At 62.2% G+C, this 17629-nt stretch carries 16 protein-coding genes and 1 pseudogene; 12 read left to right on the plus strand and 5 right to left on the minus strand.

Features of this window, described 5'->3' with window-relative positions; all coding sequences use genetic code 11:
- Both BT116_RS16065 and BT116_RS16070 read right to left on the minus strand, forming a co-directional pair.
- Nucleotides 1–247: pseudogene (locus BT116_RS16065) on the minus strand (IS4 family transposase); the annotation flags it as partial.
- Nucleotides 248–446: 199 nt separating this feature from the next.
- Nucleotides 447–1934 carry a helicase HerA-like domain-containing protein gene (locus tag BT116_RS16070; RefSeq protein ID WP_072345485.1) on the minus strand — a complete coding sequence of 496 codons (1488 nt, stop codon included), beginning with the start codon at nucleotides 1932–1934 and terminating at the stop codon, nucleotides 447–449.
- A gap of 342 nt (nucleotides 1935–2276) precedes the next feature.
- Between BT116_RS16070 and BT116_RS16075 the strand changes: the two genes are divergently transcribed.
- The 3 genes from BT116_RS16075 to BT116_RS16085 are packed head-to-tail and all read left to right on the plus strand — an operon-like array spanning nucleotide 2277 to nucleotide 5144.
- Complete coding sequence (locus BT116_RS16075; protein ID WP_083569156.1) at nucleotides 2277–3368, plus strand: N-acetylglucosaminyl phosphatidylglycerol synthase; 1092 nt, start codon at nucleotides 2277–2279, stop codon at nucleotides 3366–3368.
- 16 nt (nucleotides 3369–3384) lie between these two features.
- Complete coding sequence (locus BT116_RS16080) at nucleotides 3385–4152, plus strand: N-acetylglucosaminyl phosphatidylglycerol deacetylase (RefSeq protein ID WP_072345489.1); 768 nt, start codon at nucleotides 3385–3387, stop codon at nucleotides 4150–4152.
- On the plus strand, nucleotides 4149–5144 hold the full coding sequence (locus BT116_RS16085) for a glucosaminyl phosphatidylglycerol flippase (RefSeq protein ID WP_072345491.1): 996 nt from the start codon (nucleotides 4149–4151) through the stop codon (nucleotides 5142–5144). The genes BT116_RS16080 and BT116_RS16085 overlap by 4 nt, the downstream gene beginning before the upstream one ends.
- Before the next feature lie 4 nt (nucleotides 5145–5148).
- On the opposite strand, the gene BT116_RS31060 is transcribed toward BT116_RS16085, so the two are convergent.
- Nucleotides 5149–5322: a hypothetical protein gene (locus BT116_RS31060; protein WP_170846006.1), complete on the minus strand. Its 174-nt coding sequence runs from the start codon at nucleotides 5320–5322 to the stop codon at nucleotides 5149–5151.
- Nucleotides 5323–5379: 57 nt separating this feature from the next.
- The gene (gene purU, locus BT116_RS16090; RefSeq protein ID WP_003205089.1) at nucleotides 5380–6228 is read right to left on the minus strand and encodes a formyltetrahydrofolate deformylase; all 849 of its coding nucleotides are present in this window, start codon (nucleotides 6226–6228) and stop codon (nucleotides 5380–5382) included.
- Between the two features lie 306 nt (nucleotides 6229–6534).
- Between purU and mvaT the strand changes: the two genes are divergently transcribed.
- Nucleotides 6535–6912 carry a histone-like nucleoid-structuring protein MvaT gene (gene mvaT / locus BT116_RS16095; RefSeq protein WP_003205091.1) on the plus strand — a complete coding sequence of 126 codons (378 nt, stop codon included), beginning with the start codon at nucleotides 6535–6537 and terminating at the stop codon, nucleotides 6910–6912.
- Between the two features lie 81 nt (nucleotides 6913–6993).
- On the opposite strand, the gene sbcB is transcribed toward mvaT, so the two are convergent.
- Nucleotides 6994–8430, minus strand: coding sequence for an exodeoxyribonuclease I (sbcB, locus tag BT116_RS16100; RefSeq protein WP_072345493.1), 1437 nt, complete (start codon nucleotides 8428–8430; stop codon nucleotides 6994–6996).
- Between the two features lie 257 nt (nucleotides 8431–8687).
- On the opposite strand from sbcB, the gene BT116_RS16105 reads away from it, so the two are divergent.
- The 8 genes from BT116_RS16105 to BT116_RS16140 all read left to right on the plus strand — a co-directional run bounded on the left by BT116_RS16105 (nucleotide 8688) and on the right by BT116_RS16140 (nucleotide 17580).
- Complete coding sequence (locus tag BT116_RS16105; RefSeq protein WP_072345495.1) at nucleotides 8688–9413, plus strand: RDD family protein; 726 nt, start codon at nucleotides 8688–8690, stop codon at nucleotides 9411–9413.
- The gene (locus BT116_RS16110; protein WP_072345497.1) at nucleotides 9410–10384 is read left to right on the plus strand and encodes a stage II sporulation protein M; all 975 of its coding nucleotides are present in this window, start codon (nucleotides 9410–9412) and stop codon (nucleotides 10382–10384) included. The genes BT116_RS16105 and BT116_RS16110 overlap by 4 nt, the downstream gene beginning before the upstream one ends.
- Nucleotides 10371–11915 (plus strand): DUF4129 domain-containing protein, encoded by a 1545-nt coding sequence (locus BT116_RS16115; RefSeq protein ID WP_072345499.1) that lies wholly within the window; start codon nucleotides 10371–10373, stop codon nucleotides 11913–11915. Before BT116_RS16110 ends, BT116_RS16115 begins: the two co-directional genes overlap by 14 nt.
- The gene (locus BT116_RS16120) at nucleotides 11912–13075 is read left to right on the plus strand and encodes a DUF4350 domain-containing protein (RefSeq protein WP_072345501.1); all 1164 of its coding nucleotides are present in this window, start codon (nucleotides 11912–11914) and stop codon (nucleotides 13073–13075) included. Before BT116_RS16115 ends, BT116_RS16120 begins: the two co-directional genes overlap by 4 nt.
- Nucleotides 13072–14241: a Fic family protein gene (locus BT116_RS16125; protein ID WP_083569157.1), complete on the plus strand. Its 1170-nt coding sequence runs from the start codon at nucleotides 13072–13074 to the stop codon at nucleotides 14239–14241. Before BT116_RS16120 ends, BT116_RS16125 begins: the two co-directional genes overlap by 4 nt.
- A 114-nt stretch (nucleotides 14242–14355) precedes the next feature.
- On the plus strand, nucleotides 14356–15363 hold the full coding sequence (locus tag BT116_RS16130; RefSeq protein WP_072345504.1) for an AAA family ATPase: 1008 nt from the start codon (nucleotides 14356–14358) through the stop codon (nucleotides 15361–15363).
- Between the two features lie 175 nt (nucleotides 15364–15538).
- The gene (locus BT116_RS16135) at nucleotides 15539–16870 is read left to right on the plus strand and encodes a DUF58 domain-containing protein (RefSeq protein WP_072345506.1); all 1332 of its coding nucleotides are present in this window, start codon (nucleotides 15539–15541) and stop codon (nucleotides 16868–16870) included.
- A gap of 341 nt (nucleotides 16871–17211) precedes the next feature.
- The gene (locus BT116_RS16140; RefSeq protein ID WP_072345508.1) at nucleotides 17212–17580 is read left to right on the plus strand and encodes a DUF6124 family protein; all 369 of its coding nucleotides are present in this window, start codon (nucleotides 17212–17214) and stop codon (nucleotides 17578–17580) included.
- The last annotated feature ends 49 nt before the right edge of the window (nucleotides 17581–17629 follow it).

Here is a 17629-nt window from a genome sequence, read left to right on the forward strand (position 1 = left end):
GGGCGCGCAGTAGCGCAGGCTCTGTACGACTGACCTTGTCATACAGCGCCGCCAAGCTGACAGGAAGATCTTCCATCTGCCGCGCGGCGGCATGCAGCGAAGGTCGCAAGCCCAATGAAACAAGGGACATCAGTTCAACGATGGTTGAAAACAAAAGCTCACGTGGGTACTGCCGCTGACGGTGCTCTTCGAACACCTGATCGATCCATTCAGCAGGAACAGCCTGTTCCAATACCACTCTGGTCATGACACTGGCCGGTGCTTTTTTCTCAAACCGCGCTAGAACTTCTGCCCACACTGCTTTCGTCACCCTGACTGGTTTTGGGGGATTTTATCAAAGACCTTGAAAGGGCTGGCTGTAAGAGCGGAACCGCCAGCAGCCGTTACCAAAAAAACGGATATACACACAAACTCCCGCCTCCCTGGTGAAAGCAACTCGGCCTTGCCTACCGGCGCTTGCTGCCACCGAGCAACGAGCCCATCAACCCCCGCACCAATTGCCGCCCCAACTGATTGGCCGCCTGGCGCATCGCCGATTTAAGCGCCTGACCGGCCGCGGTGCCGAGGAATTCCCCGGCCTTTTCGGTGAAGCTCGGTTCTTGCGCCGTCGGCTTGCCCGGTGCCTCTTCGGCCTGCGGTTCCAGCCCTTTGCGGCCCATCAGCACTTCATAGGCCGATTCACGATCAATGGGCTTGTCGTAGCGTCCTTGCAGCGGCGAGCTGGCGATCAACCCGGCACGCTCGGCCTCGCTCAGCGGCCCGATGCGCGATTGCGGCGGCGCCACCAGCACGCGCTGGACCATTTCCGGCGTGCCTTTTTCCTGCAAGGTGCCCACCAGGGCTTCACCGATGCCCAGTTCGGTGAGCACCGCCAGGGCATCGAACTGCGGGTTGGGCCGGAACCCGTCGGCCACCGCCCGCAGGGATTTCTGCTCCTTGGCAGTAAAGGCCCGCAACCCGTGCTGGATGCGCAAGCCCAACTGCGCCAGCACGTCGTCCGGCAAGTCGCCCGGCGACTGGGTCACGAAATACACCCCCACGCCCTTGGAACGGATCAGCCGCACCACTTGCTCCAGGCGCTCCTGCAAAGCCTTGGGCGTCCCGGCAAAGAGCAGGTGCGCCTCGTCGAAGAACAGCGCCAGCAGCGGTTTGTCCGCATCGCCGCGCTCAGGCAACTGCTCGAACAGCTCGGCCAGCAGCCACAACAGGAACGTCGCGTAGACCTTTGGTGCTTCATGGACCAGGCGGCTGGCGTCGAGCAAGTGGATGCGGCCCCGGCCATCGCTGGCCGGTTGCAGGATGTCTTCGAGCTGCAAGGCTGGCTCGCCGAACAACGCGTCCGCGCCCTGCTGTTCCAGGGTGGACAAGCGTCGCAACAACGCCTGGCTGGAACCGGTGGTCATCAAGGCAGCGTCGTCCCCCAGCAATTGTGGGTTGTCCTTGAGATGGTTGAGCAGCGCCTTCAGGTCCTTGAGGTCCAGCAACAACAGGCCTTCACGGTCGGCCACCTTGAACGCGGCGTAGAGCGCCGACTGCTGGCTGTCCGTCAGCTCCAGCAGACTGCCGATCAACAACGGGCCCATTTCACTCAAGGTGGTGCGCAGCGGATGGCCGGACTGCCCGTGGATATCCCACAAGGTCACCGGGTAAGCCTGGGGCTTGTGGTTGAGCCAGGGCATGCCGGCGATACGTTCGGCGATCTTGCCCTGGGGATTGCCGGCAGCACCCAGGCCGCACAGGTCACCCTTGATGTCCGCCGCGAACACCGCCACGCCGGCATCGCTGAACATTTCGGCCAGGCGCTGCAAGGTGACGGTCTTGCCGGTACCGGTGGCGCCCGCCACCAGACCATGACGGTTCGCCAGGCGCATGGCCTGGGCGATGGGCTGGCCGCCAAGGTCGGCCCCGATAACGAGTTGCGATGAGTCAGGCATGTAGTCACCCGTGGTGTTTGCGATATGACGCCATTTTGCACGCTTATATAAAAGCACGCCTGGCGCATTAAGGCCCCGGCGCAGGAAATAAAAATCGCATGTGGTCGCACTCATGTGGCGAGGGCGCTTGCTCCCGCTGGGCTGCGAAGCGGCCCCAAAATCTTGGGAGTGCTTCGCACTGGAGCGCCAGCCCGGTCCAGCGGGAGCAAGCCCCCTCGCCACGTATTCATTTACATAGCCGCTACGTCACCATAACCCAACCGAACATCTATTCTTACTAAAGGTCAACACAGGAGAACACTGACCGGAGGGACGTTCATCGTGCATATAGCGGACATAACCATGTTCTACGCCCCCGCCAGCGGAGGCGTGCGCACTTATCTGGATGCCAAGCACCGGCGCCTGGGCGATCGGCCCGGTATTCGCCACAGTCTGTTGATCCCCGGCGCGCATTTGAGCGAGCACGATGGGATCTACAAGGTTCCTGCCCCTGCACTGCCGTTCGGCAAGGGCTATCGTTTCCCCCTTCGCCTGGCCCCCTGGCGCAATGTCCTGCGCGATCTACAGCCCGATCTGATTGAAGTCGGCGATCCCTACCTCACGGCATGGGCCGCGCTGGATGCCCGTCGCCAGCTCGACGTGCCCGTCATCGGTTTCTATCACTCCGACCTGCCACTGCTGGTCAGCAACCGTATGGGCAACTGGTTCACTCCCAACATCGAAGCCTATGTCAGCAAGTTGTACGGCAATTTCGACCGGGTCCTGGCGCCGAGCCAGGTCATGGCCGACAAACTGACCGGGTTGGGGGTCAAGAACGTCTACGTGCAACCGTTGGGCGTCGACCTGCAAACCTTCAACCCGGCCGCCCGCGACCCGGAGTTGCGCGCCGAGCTGGGCATCGCCGAAGACGCGCGCCTGCTGATTTTCGCCGGTCGCGGCTCCAAGGAAAAAAACCTGCCGGTGCTGCTCAAGTGCATGAAACGCCTGGGCGAGCGCTACCACCTGCTCCTGGTGGGCTCATCGATGCCCGCCTTGGTGCCGGACAACGTCACGGTGATCGATGAGTTCTGCCCGGCGCCGCAAGTCGCCCGGCTCATGGCCAGCGCCGATGCCTTGCTGCACGCCGGCGACCAGGAAACCTTCGGCCTGGTGATCCTCGAAGCCATGGCCAGCGGTATTCCCGTGGTGGCGGTGGCGGCCGGGGCCTTTACCGAAATCGTCAACGAAGACTGCGGCCTGCTGTGCATGCCCAACAATCCACAGGCCATGGCCAATGCCGTGCGCCAACTGTTTTCCGAAGGCTGTCAGCGCCGGGGGGTATTGGCACGCCGGCACGTGGAGCGTCATTACGCCTGGGATACCGTGGTCAACAGCTTGCTGGGGCACTACTACGCCGTGCTCGGCGAACAAATGCCGTTGCTGGCCAATGGTTGAGGCGAGGACCGTGTCGATGAGTTCTTCGCCCAGCGTGCTATTGGTGCTGCACGACGTGGCACCGCAAACCTGGCCCGACTACCAGCCCTTCATCGAAGCCGTTGACGCCCTCGGCCACGTGCCGATGACCTGGTTGGTGGTACCTGACTTTCACCGCAACAATGCCTTGGAGGCTCACCCCGGCTTTCGGCGCCTGCTCGATAGCCGGGTCGAGCGCGGCGATGAGCTGGTGTTGCATGGCTACTACCATTGCGACGACGGCCCTGTCGCCCGCCACCCCAAGGACTGGTTCATGCGCCGGGTCTATACCCATGAGGGTGAGTTCTACAACCTGTCCGAGGCCGTCGCCCTCGCCCGCCTGCGCGCCGGTATCGACACTTTCGAGCGCTACCATTGGCCGCTGGAAGGTTTCGTGGCCCCGGCCTGGCTGATGAGCGAAGGCACGCGCCAAGCCTTGCGCCAGTTACCCCTGAGCTACACCAGTGACACCCAACACCTCTATCGCCTGCCAGACTTCAGCGCCATCGACGCGCCGGGGCTGGTCTGGAGTGCCCGCAGCGCCTGGCGCCGTGGCCTGTCGAAAGTCATCAGCGACCAACGCGAACAGCGCTGGCGCCAGGCGCCGGTGATTCGCCTGGGCCTGCACCCGGTGGACATGCGCCATACCTTTTCCCGGGGCTATTGGCTGCGCACCCTCGAACGCCTGCTCAACGATGGTCGCGTGCCGATGACCAAGGTCGGCTGGCTGGCAACCCAGGGGCTGCGGGCCCGCAGCGCCGCATGAAACGGCTGATCTGGCTGGGCGCCGCCCTGCTCACGGCGCTGTTGGTGCCGCTGCTGGTTGGCGGCGGGGAAATGTGGTCGCGGGTGCAGCGCTTTCCCTTGTCGCTACTGCTGGCCATGCTCGGCATGATCGTGCTGTGCTGGGGCTTGAATTCCGTGCGCCTGCGCCTGTTGCTGGGTGAATACCGTGGGCGCATCGGCGGGTGGAAAAGCATGGGCGTGGTGATGTCCACCGAGTTCGCCATGTGCGCGACGCCCGGAGGCAGTGGCGGCCCACTGACGCTGATGGCCCTGCTGGCGCGCAACGGTGTGCGCCCGGCCCATGGCAGCGCGGTGTTCGCCATGGATCAACTGAGCGACTTGCTGTTCTTCCTCTGCGCCTTGGTGGGCATTCTGTTTTATGCGCTGTTCCAGAACCTCAGCCAGCGCCTGGAATGGATGCTGGCATTGAGCGCGATTTCGTTGTTTGGCGGGCTGTTCGGCTGCGTGCTGGTGGCTCGCTATCATCGCTGGCTGATTCTGCTGGGCGCTCGTGTACTGCGGCACTTGCGGGTAAAGACCGCCACCCGCCGACGCTGGGGCCGCAAGATCCTGAACTTCCTCGCGGCCTTCACCGACACCTTGAAATTGCCACGACAAACCCTGTTCCAGGTCTTCGGCCTGACCTGTCTGCATTGGGCGTTGCGTTACAGCGTTTTGTACCTGGCATTGAAGGGGCTGGGCGCGGACTTGCAGTGGGCCTGGAGTTTCCTGATCCAGATGCTGTCCTTGAGCGCGGGACAGTTCAGCCTGCTGCCGGGCGGTGCCGGGGCGGCCGAGCTGACGTCGGCGGCGCTGCTGGCCCCCATGGTGGGCAAGTCCACCGCAGCGGCGGCGATCCTGATCTGGCGGGCGGTGACCTATTACTTTTACCTGGTGGCCGGCGGGCCGGTGTTCTTCCTGATGGTCGGGCGGCCATTGATCAAGAAGCTGATCCGGCTCAGGCAAGCCTGACCGGTCACGGCGCCTGTTCGGGCTCGTCCTGGGGATGCAATTGCTCCCACAATTGCGCGGCATCGGGAAACTCGGTGCCATCCTCCGGGCTCAACACGTCGGGGTCATAGCGGCTGAGGCAGCCCTCGCCCAAGGTGGCTGGCGCCTTGGAAGTGGCTTTGTCCAATGGATCGGTCATGGCGAACCTCATGAAAAAAGGCCTGGCGATCACTCGTCCAGGCCCTTGGCAGTGTAGTCAGAAGACCACGGTCTTGTTGCCGTGCACCAGCACCCGGTCTTCCAGGTGATAACGCAGGCCCCGGGCCAACACCATCTTCTCTACGTCACGGCCGAAACGCACCATGTCTTCGATGCTGTCGCTGTGGCTGACGCGCACCACGTCCTGCTCGATGATCGGGCCGGCATCCAGCTCTTCGGTCACGTAGTGGCAGGTGGCGCCAATCAGCTTCACACCACGCATCGAGGCCTGGTGGTACGGCTTGGCCCCGACGAACGACGGCAGGAAACTGTGGTGGATGTTGATGACCTTATGGGCGTATTCGCGGCACAAGGCCGGCGGCAGGATCTGCATGTAGCGGGCCAGCACCACCACCTCGGCATCGTGCTGCTTGACCAACCGCGAGACTTCGGCGAACGCCGGCTGCTTGTCCTGCGGGTTGACCGGCACGTGGTAGTAAGGGATGCCGTGCCATTCCACCATGCTGCGCAAGTCATCATGGTTGGAAATCACACAGGCGATGTCGCAATCGAGCTCATCGCTGTGCCAGCGGTGCAGCAAGTCAGCCAGGCAGTGGGACTCACGACTGGCCATCAGCACCACGCGCTTTTTCTGCGCGGTGTCGGTGATACGCCAGTCCATCGAGAACTCTTCGGCAATGGGGGCGAATGCTTCACGGAAGGCTTCGATACCGAAGGGCAGCGAGTCGGCACGAATCTCGTGACGCATGAAAAACCAACCGCTTTGATTGTCCGAGTGATGGCTTGCTTCGGTGATCCAGCCGTTATGGGACGCCAGAAAGTTACTGACTTTAGCAACGATGCCGACGCGGTCCGGGCAAGCAATCACCAGACGAAAAGTGCGCATTAGGGAAACTCCAGAACTTCGCAAAGGCGGCCATTCTAGCCATTGCGCGGCAAAACTGCAGTATCGATGAGACGCCAAATCTCGACGACGGCCCCCGGGCCACGACCGGCGAGGCCCGGGAAAGCAAGCTATATGTGTGAACAGATGTGAAGACTCTGTCGCGGTATTTAACTGCAACAGGCGTTTTTGTGGCGTAGCACTAATTAATTAAATAAAACACCGGTTAAATGTTTACTTGATGAAACTGTCTGATTACTATTGTCGCACTGTGTCCTTGTCACCCGCGTCCTACATAAGGTAGTCCACATGTCCTTGATCAATGAATACCGCGCCACAGAAGAAGCTATCAAAGAACTGCAAGCTCGCCTGAAAAACCTGTCCCAAGACGACAAACTGCAAACCGAGCTTGAATTCGAAGGCAAACTGCGCACTCTGATGGGCGAATACTCCAAGTCGCTGCGCGACATCATTGCCCTGCTGGATCCAGAAGCCAAGTCGAGCAAAGCACCACGTGGCGCCGTGAAAACTACCGGCACCAAACGCGCTCGCAAAGTTAAGCAATACAAGAACCCGCACAACGGCGAAGTCATCGAAACCAAAGGTGGCAACCACAAGACTCTGAAAGAGTGGAAAGCCAAGTGGGGCGGTGACGTGGTTGAAGGCTGGGCAACCCTGCTGGGCTAAGCCCCACCGGTTCGCAGCGTTCTTAGCGAACAAAAAACGCCAGCGATTGCTGGCGTTTTTTTTGCCTGTCATCTTTTCACTTCATCGCGGCTCAAGGCTTAAACGTTTGCGCAATTGCTGGCTGTAACCCTGCCACTCCCTGAGTACTTCTTGCTGCACTGGTGTAGACAGGTCCATCCACTCCCCCATCGCAGCATCAAAACTTTCCAAGGTATTAGGCGCGCCCCACTCCGGGGATGACAGCCGTTGTTGACAGAAAACTCTCCAACGCTCCTGCTCTTCAGGATTCAACGTGTCTGGAAAGTTGCGTGCACGATATCGGAACAATAGTTCCGGCAAACGCTCATCATCGAAAGGCCAGCGTTCTTGAGCCAATTGCGCGGGGTCCGCCATGCGGACTTGTTCACATAAACGTCGATCGCGATCCCCCAGGAAGCCCGCGTATAACTGTTGCTCGGGATCCTCGCTGGCGGTGAAATCCTCGCGACCATAAATAGCCTGAAGTTTATCTTGCCAAACTTTCTGTGCGTCAGTTAGCCGCGCTGCCCGTTGCTGATAGCCCTCCATGTCCAACTCCAGTCGCTGCTGGTCCTCGACACGCAGCACCGACAATGGCGCGATCACCGGGCATTTGTTGATATGGATAAGCTTGAGCGGCACCGGCAACTCACCTTCGAGCAATTCTTCACGGCGGGTATACAAACGCTGGCGCAGGCTTTCGGCATCGTGGCCCAGCAGGCCCTGGGGGTCCAGGTGCAGGTCGCAGACGATCAGGGCGTTGCGGTTTTTCGGGTGCCAGGCCAACGGCAATACCACGCCGATGTAGTTGCGCGCCGCCGAGAAGCGACCGGAAATATGCACCATGGGCTGCAACAGACGGATCTGGTCCATCACCTTCTGTTTACTGCGCAACTGGAACAGCCAGTCGTAGAGCCGGGGCTGCTGCTGACGGATCAGCCGGGCCAGGGCAATGGTCGCGCGCACGTCCGACAACGCATCGTGGGCCTGGCCATGGTCGATGCCATTGGCGGCGGTCAGGCGCTCGAGCTTGAGGGTTACGCGCCCGTCCTCTTGCGGCCAGACAATGCCTTGCGGGCGCAGCGCATAGGCCGCGCGCACCAGGTCGATCAAATCCCAGCGACTGTTGCCGCCCTGCCATTCCCGTGCGTACGGGTCGAAGAAATTTCGATAGAGGCTGTAGCGGGTCATTTCATCGTCGAAGCGCAGGGTGTTGTAGCCGGCGCCACAGGTTCCGGGCGCGGCCAGGTGCCCGTGGACACGGGTCATGAAATCGGCTTCGCTCAAACCTTTTTCGGCCAGGCATGTCGGGGTGATACCGGTAATCGCACAGGCCGCCGGATGCGGCAGGATGTCATCGCTGGGCCGGCAATACAGGTTCACCGGTTCGTCGATTTCATTGAGTTCGAAATCGGTACGGATACCCGCCACCTGCAAGGGCCGGTCGCAACGCGGGTTGATGCCGGTGGTTTCGTAGTCGTACCAGAAGATGGAAGTCACGGGCTGTTCCTGAACTGAAGACTGGCGAAGTCTAGGCGCTCGGGCCCGCCCGAGACCAGCAGTCCTGTAACTTTTGAATTCCAACACGGGTTCCACGTCCACAGTTTGAACCCTGGTGCTCATACAGGCAGCGTTCGCCTTCTCAATCCTGTTGCAAACCATGAAATGACCTGCACAGTTGTATCGTTTGCCCGCACGAAGACTGCTAGCATCTGGGCCGAGATTGAACATTCGGTCTGGCCCATCACAGGTTGCCCATGCTCGAGACACCAGCACTGCAAAGGAACGCGACGCTGCCCGCGCCCCTGGACACGCGCTATCAGGTTGAAACGCCCGAAGGCATCGACCTGCCACTGCGCCCGGCGGGGCTGATGCCGCGTGCAATCGCCTTCGCCATCGACCTGGGCATACGCGGGCTGGTCCTGGGGCTTTTCTTTCTGGTCCTGGCGTTTTTCGGCGAGCTGGGGATCGGCCTTGGGTCCATCCTGCTGTTTGTCGTCAGTTGGTGGTACATGGTGCTGTTCGAGGTGCTCAACCAGGGGCGCTCTCCCGGCAAGCAGATCCTGGGGCTGCGCGTGGTGCAGGACGATGGCCGGCCCATCGGCTGGTCGGCGTCGTTGATCCGCAACCTGCTGCGTTTCGTCGACATGCTGCCCTTCGGCTACACCTTCGGGGCCATCAGTTGCCTGCAGCATCCGACGTTCAAGCGCTTGGGCGATCTCGCGGCCGGCACGCTGGTGGTGTATCGCGAACAGCCGGTCAAACGCCCTGCATTGCCAATGGCAGCACCGATACGAACACCTTTCACCCTCAGCCTGCATGAGCAACGCGCCGTGCTGGGCTTCGCCGAACGCCAGGCAGAACTGTCCCAGGCGCGGGTCAACGAACTGGCTGCCATCCTGGCCGCGCCACTGAACGTCCAGGTGCCAAACGCCGCGGCCGAACTCAATGGCGTCGCCCGCGGCCTGCTGGGGCCAACATGAAGCAAAGCCTGTTCGAAAGCCGTCACCAAGGGGAATGGGAGCACCTGACCCGGCAACTCGACCAACTGGAGCGCAGCCGCAGCGTGCCCCAGAGCAGCGACTTTCCCGCCACCTACCGACGGCTTTGCCACCACCTGGCACTGGCCCAGGCCCGGGGCTACAGCAGCTTGCTGGTCGACACGCTGCAACAACTCGCACTGCGCGGTCACCAGCAACTCTACCGGGATCGCAGCCGGCCATCGGCCGGTCTCTCGGCGTTTATCCTGGCCGGTTTTCCCCGACTGGTGCGTGAACAATGGCGATTCGTGCTGGCTGCCAGCCTGATGTTCCTGGGCAGCCTGGTGGGTATCGGGCTGCTGGTCTATCTGTTCCCGGAACTGGTCTACAGCGTGCTCGGCGCCGACGAAATCAGCCAGATCCGCAGCATGTATGACCCCGCGTCCGGGCACCTGGGGCGTTCGGTCGAGCGCGCCGCCAGCGAGGACTGGGTCATGTTCGGTTACTACATCATGCACAACATCGGCATTGCCTTTCAGACCTTTGCCAGTGGCTTGATGTTTGGCCTGGGGAGCGCGTTCTTCCTGTTTTTCAATGGCCTGACCATTGGCGCGGTGGCCGGGCACCTGACCCAGATCGGCTCCGGGGGAACGTTCTGGTCGTTCGTGATTGGCCACGGCGCCTTCGAACTCACCGCCATCGCCCTGGCCGGGGCCGCGGGCCTGCAACTGGGCTGGGCTTTGATTGCCCCGGGACGCCTGGCCCGAGGCGAGGCCCTGCGGCTCGCGGCGGGCAAAAGCGTACTGATGATCGGCGGCGTGATGCTGTTCCTGCTCATTGCCGCGTTCATCGAGGCCTACTGGTCTTCCAGCGCCGTGACACCCGCCACCAAATACACGGTGGGCGCCTTGTTGTGGCTGTTGGTCATCAGCTATCTGTCGCTTGCCGGACGGGTCCGCCATGCGCCTGAGTGACGCCACCGTCGTCATCCGCCCACGCACCACCTGGGAAGCCATGGACCTTGGGGTGTTGATGAGCCAGCAGCATCGACGCCTGCTGATGACCAGTTGGGCGATCATCACGTTGCCGGTGTATCTGTTGCTGACCCTGCTGCTGTGGGACTCACCGTCGCTGGTGGTGATGCTGTTCTGGTGGTTGAAGCCGGCCTTCGACCGGCTGCCGCTGTACATTCTGTCCAAGGCACTGTTTGGTCAAACCCCCACCTTGCGCCAGGCGTTGCGCCAGTGGCCGGCGCTGCTCAAGCCGCAGTTGCTGGCCAGCCTGACCTGGCGCCGGCTGAGCCTGAGCCGCAGCTTCCTGATGCCGGTGGTACAACTGGAGGGGCTTAGCGGTGAGGCCCGGACGCAGCGCTTGCGGGTATTGATGCAACGCAACCGCGGCGCGGCGCAATGGTTGACCATCATCGGCGTGCACCTGGAAACCGCCTTGTGGTTCGGCCTGATGGCCCTGTTCTACCTGTTCGTGCCGCAACAAGTCGAACTGCAATGGGATTGGGAGACGCTGGTGTCAGCGGCCGAGCACGACTGGTTGTGGTTCGAACACCTGGTCAACTTTCTCTACCCACTGCTGCTGATCTTGTGGGAGCCGGTGTACGTCGCCTGCGGCTTCAGCCTCTACCTGAACCGGCGCACGATCCTCGAAGCGTGGGACATCGAACTGGTGTTCCGGCGCCTGCGCCAGCGCCTGAGCGGCGTGGCCCCGGTGTTGATGCTGCTGGCGCTCATGCTGCTGCCGCCGACGCCCCCGGCGTTTGCCGCCGAAGACAGCGACGCCCCCGATAGCCCGCGGCTGCTCAACCAGCCCCTCACCAGCGAAGCCTCCCGGGACGGTATCAAGGCAATCCTCGACGCCCCGCCGTTCAAGAACCCCGAGACCGTCATCCGTTATCGTTTCGGCGAAGAAACTGCCGAATCCCCCGAGGCCGAGACCGAGGCCAAACCGAGCTGGCTCAAGGACCTGTTCAAATGGCTCGGCAGCCAACGTTTCGACATCGCCGCCGCACTGATCCAGGTGGTGCTGTGGGCCTGCCTGGGGGCAGCGATCGCCTGGCTGGCCTGGCGCTACCGTGAAAGACTCAAGGCCCTGGCCAATCGCCGACCGACGCAGCGCCTGCCGGTGGAACGAGCCGTACCGGCGCGCATGTTCGGCCTGGATATTCGCGAAGAGAGCCTGCCCGCCGATGTGGCCACCCGCGTCGAACAACTGTGGGCCACGCAACCCCGTGAAGCCCTGGGCCTGCTCTACCGGGCGCTGCTCAGTCGGTTGCATCATGACTTCAAGATCCCCTTGAAACCGGCCGACACCGAAGGCCAGGTGCTGGAACGCGTCGAACAACTCAAGCAGGACAACCTGCTGGGCTTCAGCAAAAACCTGACCCTACATTGGCAGAACATTGCCTATGGGCATCGTCCACCGCCGACACACCTGCAACAGCAATTGTGTGACGGCTGGCGCGAGCTGTTCGGTCCGGGAGCCTCTCGATGAGGCGGCACGCAGGGTGGCTGATCGGCGCCGTGCTGGCCGCGCTGGTGTGCGCATTCGGCCTCTACCTCTACACCAAGGCCGAACCCTATGAAGAGGTCGTCGAGCACGGCCCCTCCCCTGAAGCCCAGGCCAATCCTTACCTGGCCGCCGAACTTTTCCTGCGCCAGCGGGGTATCAACGTCGAGCACGCCAACAGCCTGGACGTGCTGCCCAGCCTGGAACCTCGCCAGCACAGCCTGCTGTTGCTGGGCGAGCGAACCCACATGACGCCACGGGAAGTCGAACAGTTGATGAACTGGACCCGGGCCGGCGGACGCCTGGTCTTTGTGGCCGAAGCCTTGTGGGACAACAACACCGGCAGCAGTGGCGACCTGCTGCTTGATCGCGTGCGCCTGCGTCAACTCCTGAGCGAAGACCTCAAGGAGCCCGCGCCCGAACTGATCAAGGACCGTTACCCGGAACTGACCAAGCTCTACCTGGAAGATGAAGAGGCGCCGGCGTATATCGGCTTCGACACCGATTTCCACCTCGAAGACCCGCATAACCTGGCCCAGGCCTGGGCCAACAGCGCACTGTCGACCCACATGATGCAGTTGAACCTCGGCCTGGGCTCGATCACCGTGATCACCGACGCCGAGCTGTGGAAGAACGACGCCATCGACCAATACGACAACGCCTGGCTGCTCTGGTATTTGAGCGCCGACACGGACGTCACCCTGCTGTTCAACACCGACCACGACGACCTGCTGACCTTGCTGCTGCGCTATTTCCCCCAGGCACTGGTGGCCCTGCTGGCTCTGGTTGCGCTATGGCTCTGGCGCTCGGCGGTACGCCATGGCCCACTGCAACAACCGGCGCCCAAGGCGCGGCGTCAGTTGGAAGAGCATGTGCAGGCCGGCGCCGGTTTCCACCTGCGCCACAACGGCCAGGCGTACCTGTTGCATGCCTTGCAACAAGACGTCCTGCGCCGGGCGCGTCATCTTCACCCAGGCTTCGAACAACTGGCCGTCGCCGAACAATGGCAGGTACTCGCCCGCCTGACCCGCCAGCCCACGCGAGCCATCAGCCAGGCCTTGAGCCCCCGGCCGAAACAGCGGACGTCGAACGCTGAGTTCTGCCGCCAGGTCGCCCATTTGCAAACCCTCAGGAATGCCTTGTGAACTTGGTAATAGGGTCAGAGACTCTGCCCGACTCGATCTTCCGGGCCGCGGATCAGTTGCCGCGCAAGGCCGCCTTTCTTGCAGGACGGCTAGCCGATGAAACATCCAGCCAACTGGCGGGCCTGTTGCGCATCACCAATACCTATTACTCGAACCTGATCGAAGGGCATCGAACCGAGATCGCCGACCTCCAGATTGCTCGCACGACACCGAAACGGGAAAGAAAAGAGCTCAAAGAGCTGGCCGTACAACACATGACGCAGCAGGAGGTGATGGAGCGGCTGCTTCGCATGCGGCCAGCGGATAATTTCTCTGCCATGTTCGATCCCAGGTTAATCGCGGCCATCCATCGTCGACTGTTCAAAGATGCTTCCACGCAGGAACTCACCCTGAGCGATGGTCGCCTGATGGAACCGGGCAGGCTGCGGGTCGAAGAGGATGAACAGGTCCAGGTCGGCGCGCATATCGCTCCAGCGGCTGCAGTTGTATTGCCCATGCTTGAGCATCTGCAGTTGCACTACGGACGAATAAAGGATCCGCGACGCCAACTGATCGCGGCCCTGGCAGGCCATCACCGAGTGGCGCTTGTTCACCCCTTCCTCGATGGCAATGGTCGAGTGATTCGGATGCTCACCCACCTGCAACTGGTTCACCTCGGGCTAAAACCTTTCCTCTGGTCACTGTCCCGCGGCCTGGCTCGCAGGCAAGATGAGTACTATCGCTTCCTGGCTTTGGCTGATCGTCCTCGTGAAGGAGACTATGACGGGCGCGGCCAGCTCTCACAGCGTCACTATTTCAACTTCATCGAGTTCATGCTCGATGTCTGCCACGACCAGATTGAGTACATGACGACCTCGCTAAACCCAGCCAAGCTGCGCGAGCAGGTTGTTCATGTGTTCTCAACGGATCCTGAGCTTCGCCGTGCCGGCATCAGGCATACCAGCGCAGCTGCCGTGCTGGCGCTGCTCACCCAAGGGGCGATGCCGCGTGCAGAGTTCAAGGTGTTCACAGGTTTGAAGGATCGGCTTGCCACGGAGGAATTGAGCCGCTTGATCGACGCGGGGATTGTGGTCAGCAGTACCCCCAGATCCCGCACGGTGGAGGCGGGTTTGCCCGCACGCTTCGCTGGGTTGATCTTTCCAAACCTGCACTTCCAAATGGGCTAGGTTATGTCGGCGGCTCAGATGTCACCGCCCTGTCATGGCATGAAATGGTTAGATCATGTAACTAGATGATTTATCTAATAGGAATAGGATTTAACCGTTAGGAGAACTCCAGAATTGACGACTGAACAGAACGAACCTGTCGATGGCCAGGCCCACGCTGCCCAACAGCGCCAGCGCGCCAGTCAGTTGGCCCAGGCCATCCGCACCGAGCTGCGCAAAGCGGTGGTCGGCCAGAGCGCGGTGATCGACGATGTGCTCACCGCGCTGATCGCCGGCGGGCACGTGCTGCTCGAAGGCGTTCCCGGGCTGGGCAAGACCTTGCTGGTGCGGGCCTTGGCCCGCTGTTTCAACGGCGAGTTCGCGCGCATCCAGTTCACCCCCGACCTGATGCCCAGCGACGTCACCGGGCACGCGGTGTACGACTTGCAGACCGAGCAGTTCAAGCTGCGCAAGGGCCCGGTGTTCACCAACCTGCTGCTGGCCGACGAGATCAACCGCGCACCGGCCAAGACCCAGGCCGCGCTGCTCGAAGCCATGCAGGAACGCCAGGTCACCCTCGAAGGCCGCGCCCTGCCCATCAGCCAGCCGTTCATGGTCCTCGCCACCCAGAACCCCATCGAACAGGAAGGCACCTACCCGTTGCCCGAAGCCGAGCTCGACCGCTTCATGCTCAAGGTGCGCATGGACTATCCGGACGCCGACCAGGAGCTGGACATGGTGCGCCAGGTCAGCCGCTCGACCCGCGCCGACATGCTCGACGTGCAACCGCTGCGCGTGGTGTTGCAGGCCAAGGACGTGCAAGCGCTGCAACGCATTGCCAGCGACCTGCCGATGGACGACCAGGTGCTCGACTACGCCGTACGCCTGGCCCGTACCACCCGCAGTTGGCCGGGCCTGACCCTCGGCGCCGGGCCGCGCGCGTCGATTGCCCTGGTGCGGTGTGCCCGGGCCCGGGCGTTGTTGCGCGGCGGCGAGTTCGTCGTGCCGGACGACATCAAGGGCTGCGCCCTGGCGGTGCTGCGCCATCGCGTGCGGCTGGCGCCGGAGCTGGACATCGAAGGGCTGTCGGTGGATCAGGTGCTGGGGCAACTGCTCGATCAAGTGCCGGCGCCGCGCTTGTGAATACGCATTTCATGATGGAGAAACTCATTGTGGCGAGGGGATTTATCCCCGCTGGGGCGCGCAGCGGCCCCTTGCAGTGTGTCAGACAAAACCAGGGGGCCGCTTCGCAGCCCAGCGGGGATAAATCCCCTCGCCACAAAAGCGCGCTCTGCATGTCTCCAACGGGAATGCACCCATGAAACCCTCGCGCCTGCTCTTGATCTGGCTCGCGCTTCTGCTGGCCCTCGGCATCGCGCTGGGCACGCTGCGGGCACTCGGCGTGACGGTGCCATCGGCGCTGCTGTCGATCAACTGGGGGCTGCTGCTGGCCTTGCTGGCCCTGGCGCTGCTCGACGCGGTGCGCGTCAGGCGCCTGCCCTCGCCGCGGGTACAACGGCAGATGCCCGGCAGCCTGGCCCTGGGTCGCTGGGGTGAAATCCACTTGGACATCAGCCATGACTTTGCCCAACCGCTGGAGGCGCAGGTCTTCGATCACGTCCCCGATGGCCTGGACTTCGAAAACCTGCCCCTGTCCGTCGAGCTGCAACCCGGCCAACGCAGCCAGGTCGGCTACCGCCTGCGCCCGCTCGAGCGCGGGCACTTCGTCTTCGAACATTGCGAAATCAACCTGCCGAGCCCATTGGGCCTGTGGACCGACAAGCGTCTGCTGGATGCGCTCGATGAGACCCGGGTCTACCCGGATTTCGCTAGGCTCTACGACGGTCAACTGCTGGCGGTGGACAACTGGCTCAGCCAACTCGGCATCCGTCAGCGGCAACGGCGCGGCCAGGGCCAGGAATTTCATCAACTGCGCGAATTTCGCGAGGGCGACAGCCTGCGCCAGATCGACTGGAAGGCTACGGCCCGCCATCGCACGCCGATTGCCCGGGAATACGAAGACGAGCGCGACCAACAGATCATCTTCATGCTCGACTGCGGCCGGCGCATGCGCAGCCAGGACGGCGAGCTGTCGCACTTCGACCACGCCCTCAACGCCTGCCTGCTGCTCAGCTACACCGCGCTGCGCCAGGGCGATGCCGTGGGCCTGAACACGTTCGCCAGTGATCGGCCCCGCTACCTCGCCCCGGTCAAAGGCCCGGGCCAGCTCAACGTCTTGCTCAACACCGTGTACGACCTCGACAGCAGCCAACGCCCCGCCGACTACCAGGCAGCCGTCACCCAGTTGCTGGCCCGGCAAAAACGCCGGGCCCTGGTGGTGCTGGTGACCAACTTGCGGGATGAGGACGACGCGGATCTGCTCGCCGCCGTGAAACGGCTGGGCCAACAGCATCGAGTACTGGTGGCCAGCCTGCGGGAAGAAGCCCTCGACCGGTTGCGCCAGGCGCCGGTGCAAAACTTGCCTGAAGCCTTGGCCTATTGCGGAACGGTGGACTACTTGAATGCCCGGGCCGAACTGCATCAGCAACTGAGCGCCCATGGCATCCCGACCCTGGATGCGCGCCCCAGTGAGTTGGGGGCGCAATTGGTAACGCAATATCTTGCATGGAAAAAGGCGGGGACCGCATAGGTCCTACAGCGAGCCAGCAAAGCTCCAACTGACTACAGCGCCTTGCGCAACGGACTACAGATCCGCCAGAATCCGCCGGCTTGTGTGCCTTGGCCTTGCCCCGTAACTTGATTCGCGTCGCTGATATCCAGCGATCGGGTTTAGTCGCCCGGTGGTAAAAACGGTGTGCACAAGCGTCATCCAGTCGGGTTCCCCTATCCCCGCACTTGATGGTGGCTGTGCGCAGGGCGCCCTCGGGCGCGCCGGGCTTCGTTTTTCCACCGGTCGACTAACCTGCGTCCAGCCGCCACCCCTCGTTTAGTCGCGAACCGGGTGGCAGCACCAATCATGGAAAAACGAATATGATCAAACCAACCCCCAATCCACCCCATACCGACCCGCTCTCCCCCCACGAAACCCTCGACCCCGAAAAGCTCGACGACGCCGCCCAAAGAGCCCTCGACTATTACCTCAAGCCCAACCACGGCCAACCCGACAAGAAGCCTGGCAAACAACCGGACTACTTCATCGTCGCCCCCGACGCCGACCCCGAAGGCATGCTCGCGCACACCTACGAAACCTTCTGTTCGGTGAGCACGCTGATCCTGGATTTATCGGAAGACCTGGAAGGCGCCCCGCGCAACCTGGCCCTGGCGATTCACCAGATGGGCGAGATGGGGGTGTTGTTGCTGGAGAAGATGCTGGATAACGAAGCGAAGGTTCAGCGCTAGAAGAGGTGTATGAGAAGCCTGTGGGAGCGAGTTTGCTCGCTCCCACAAA

It is taken from the genome of Pseudomonas sp. NFACC16-2 (genome assembly GCF_900119205.1).
In the GTDB taxonomy this organism is placed as follows: Bacteria; Pseudomonadota; Gammaproteobacteria; order Pseudomonadales; family Pseudomonadaceae; genus Aquipseudomonas; species Aquipseudomonas fluorescens_Q.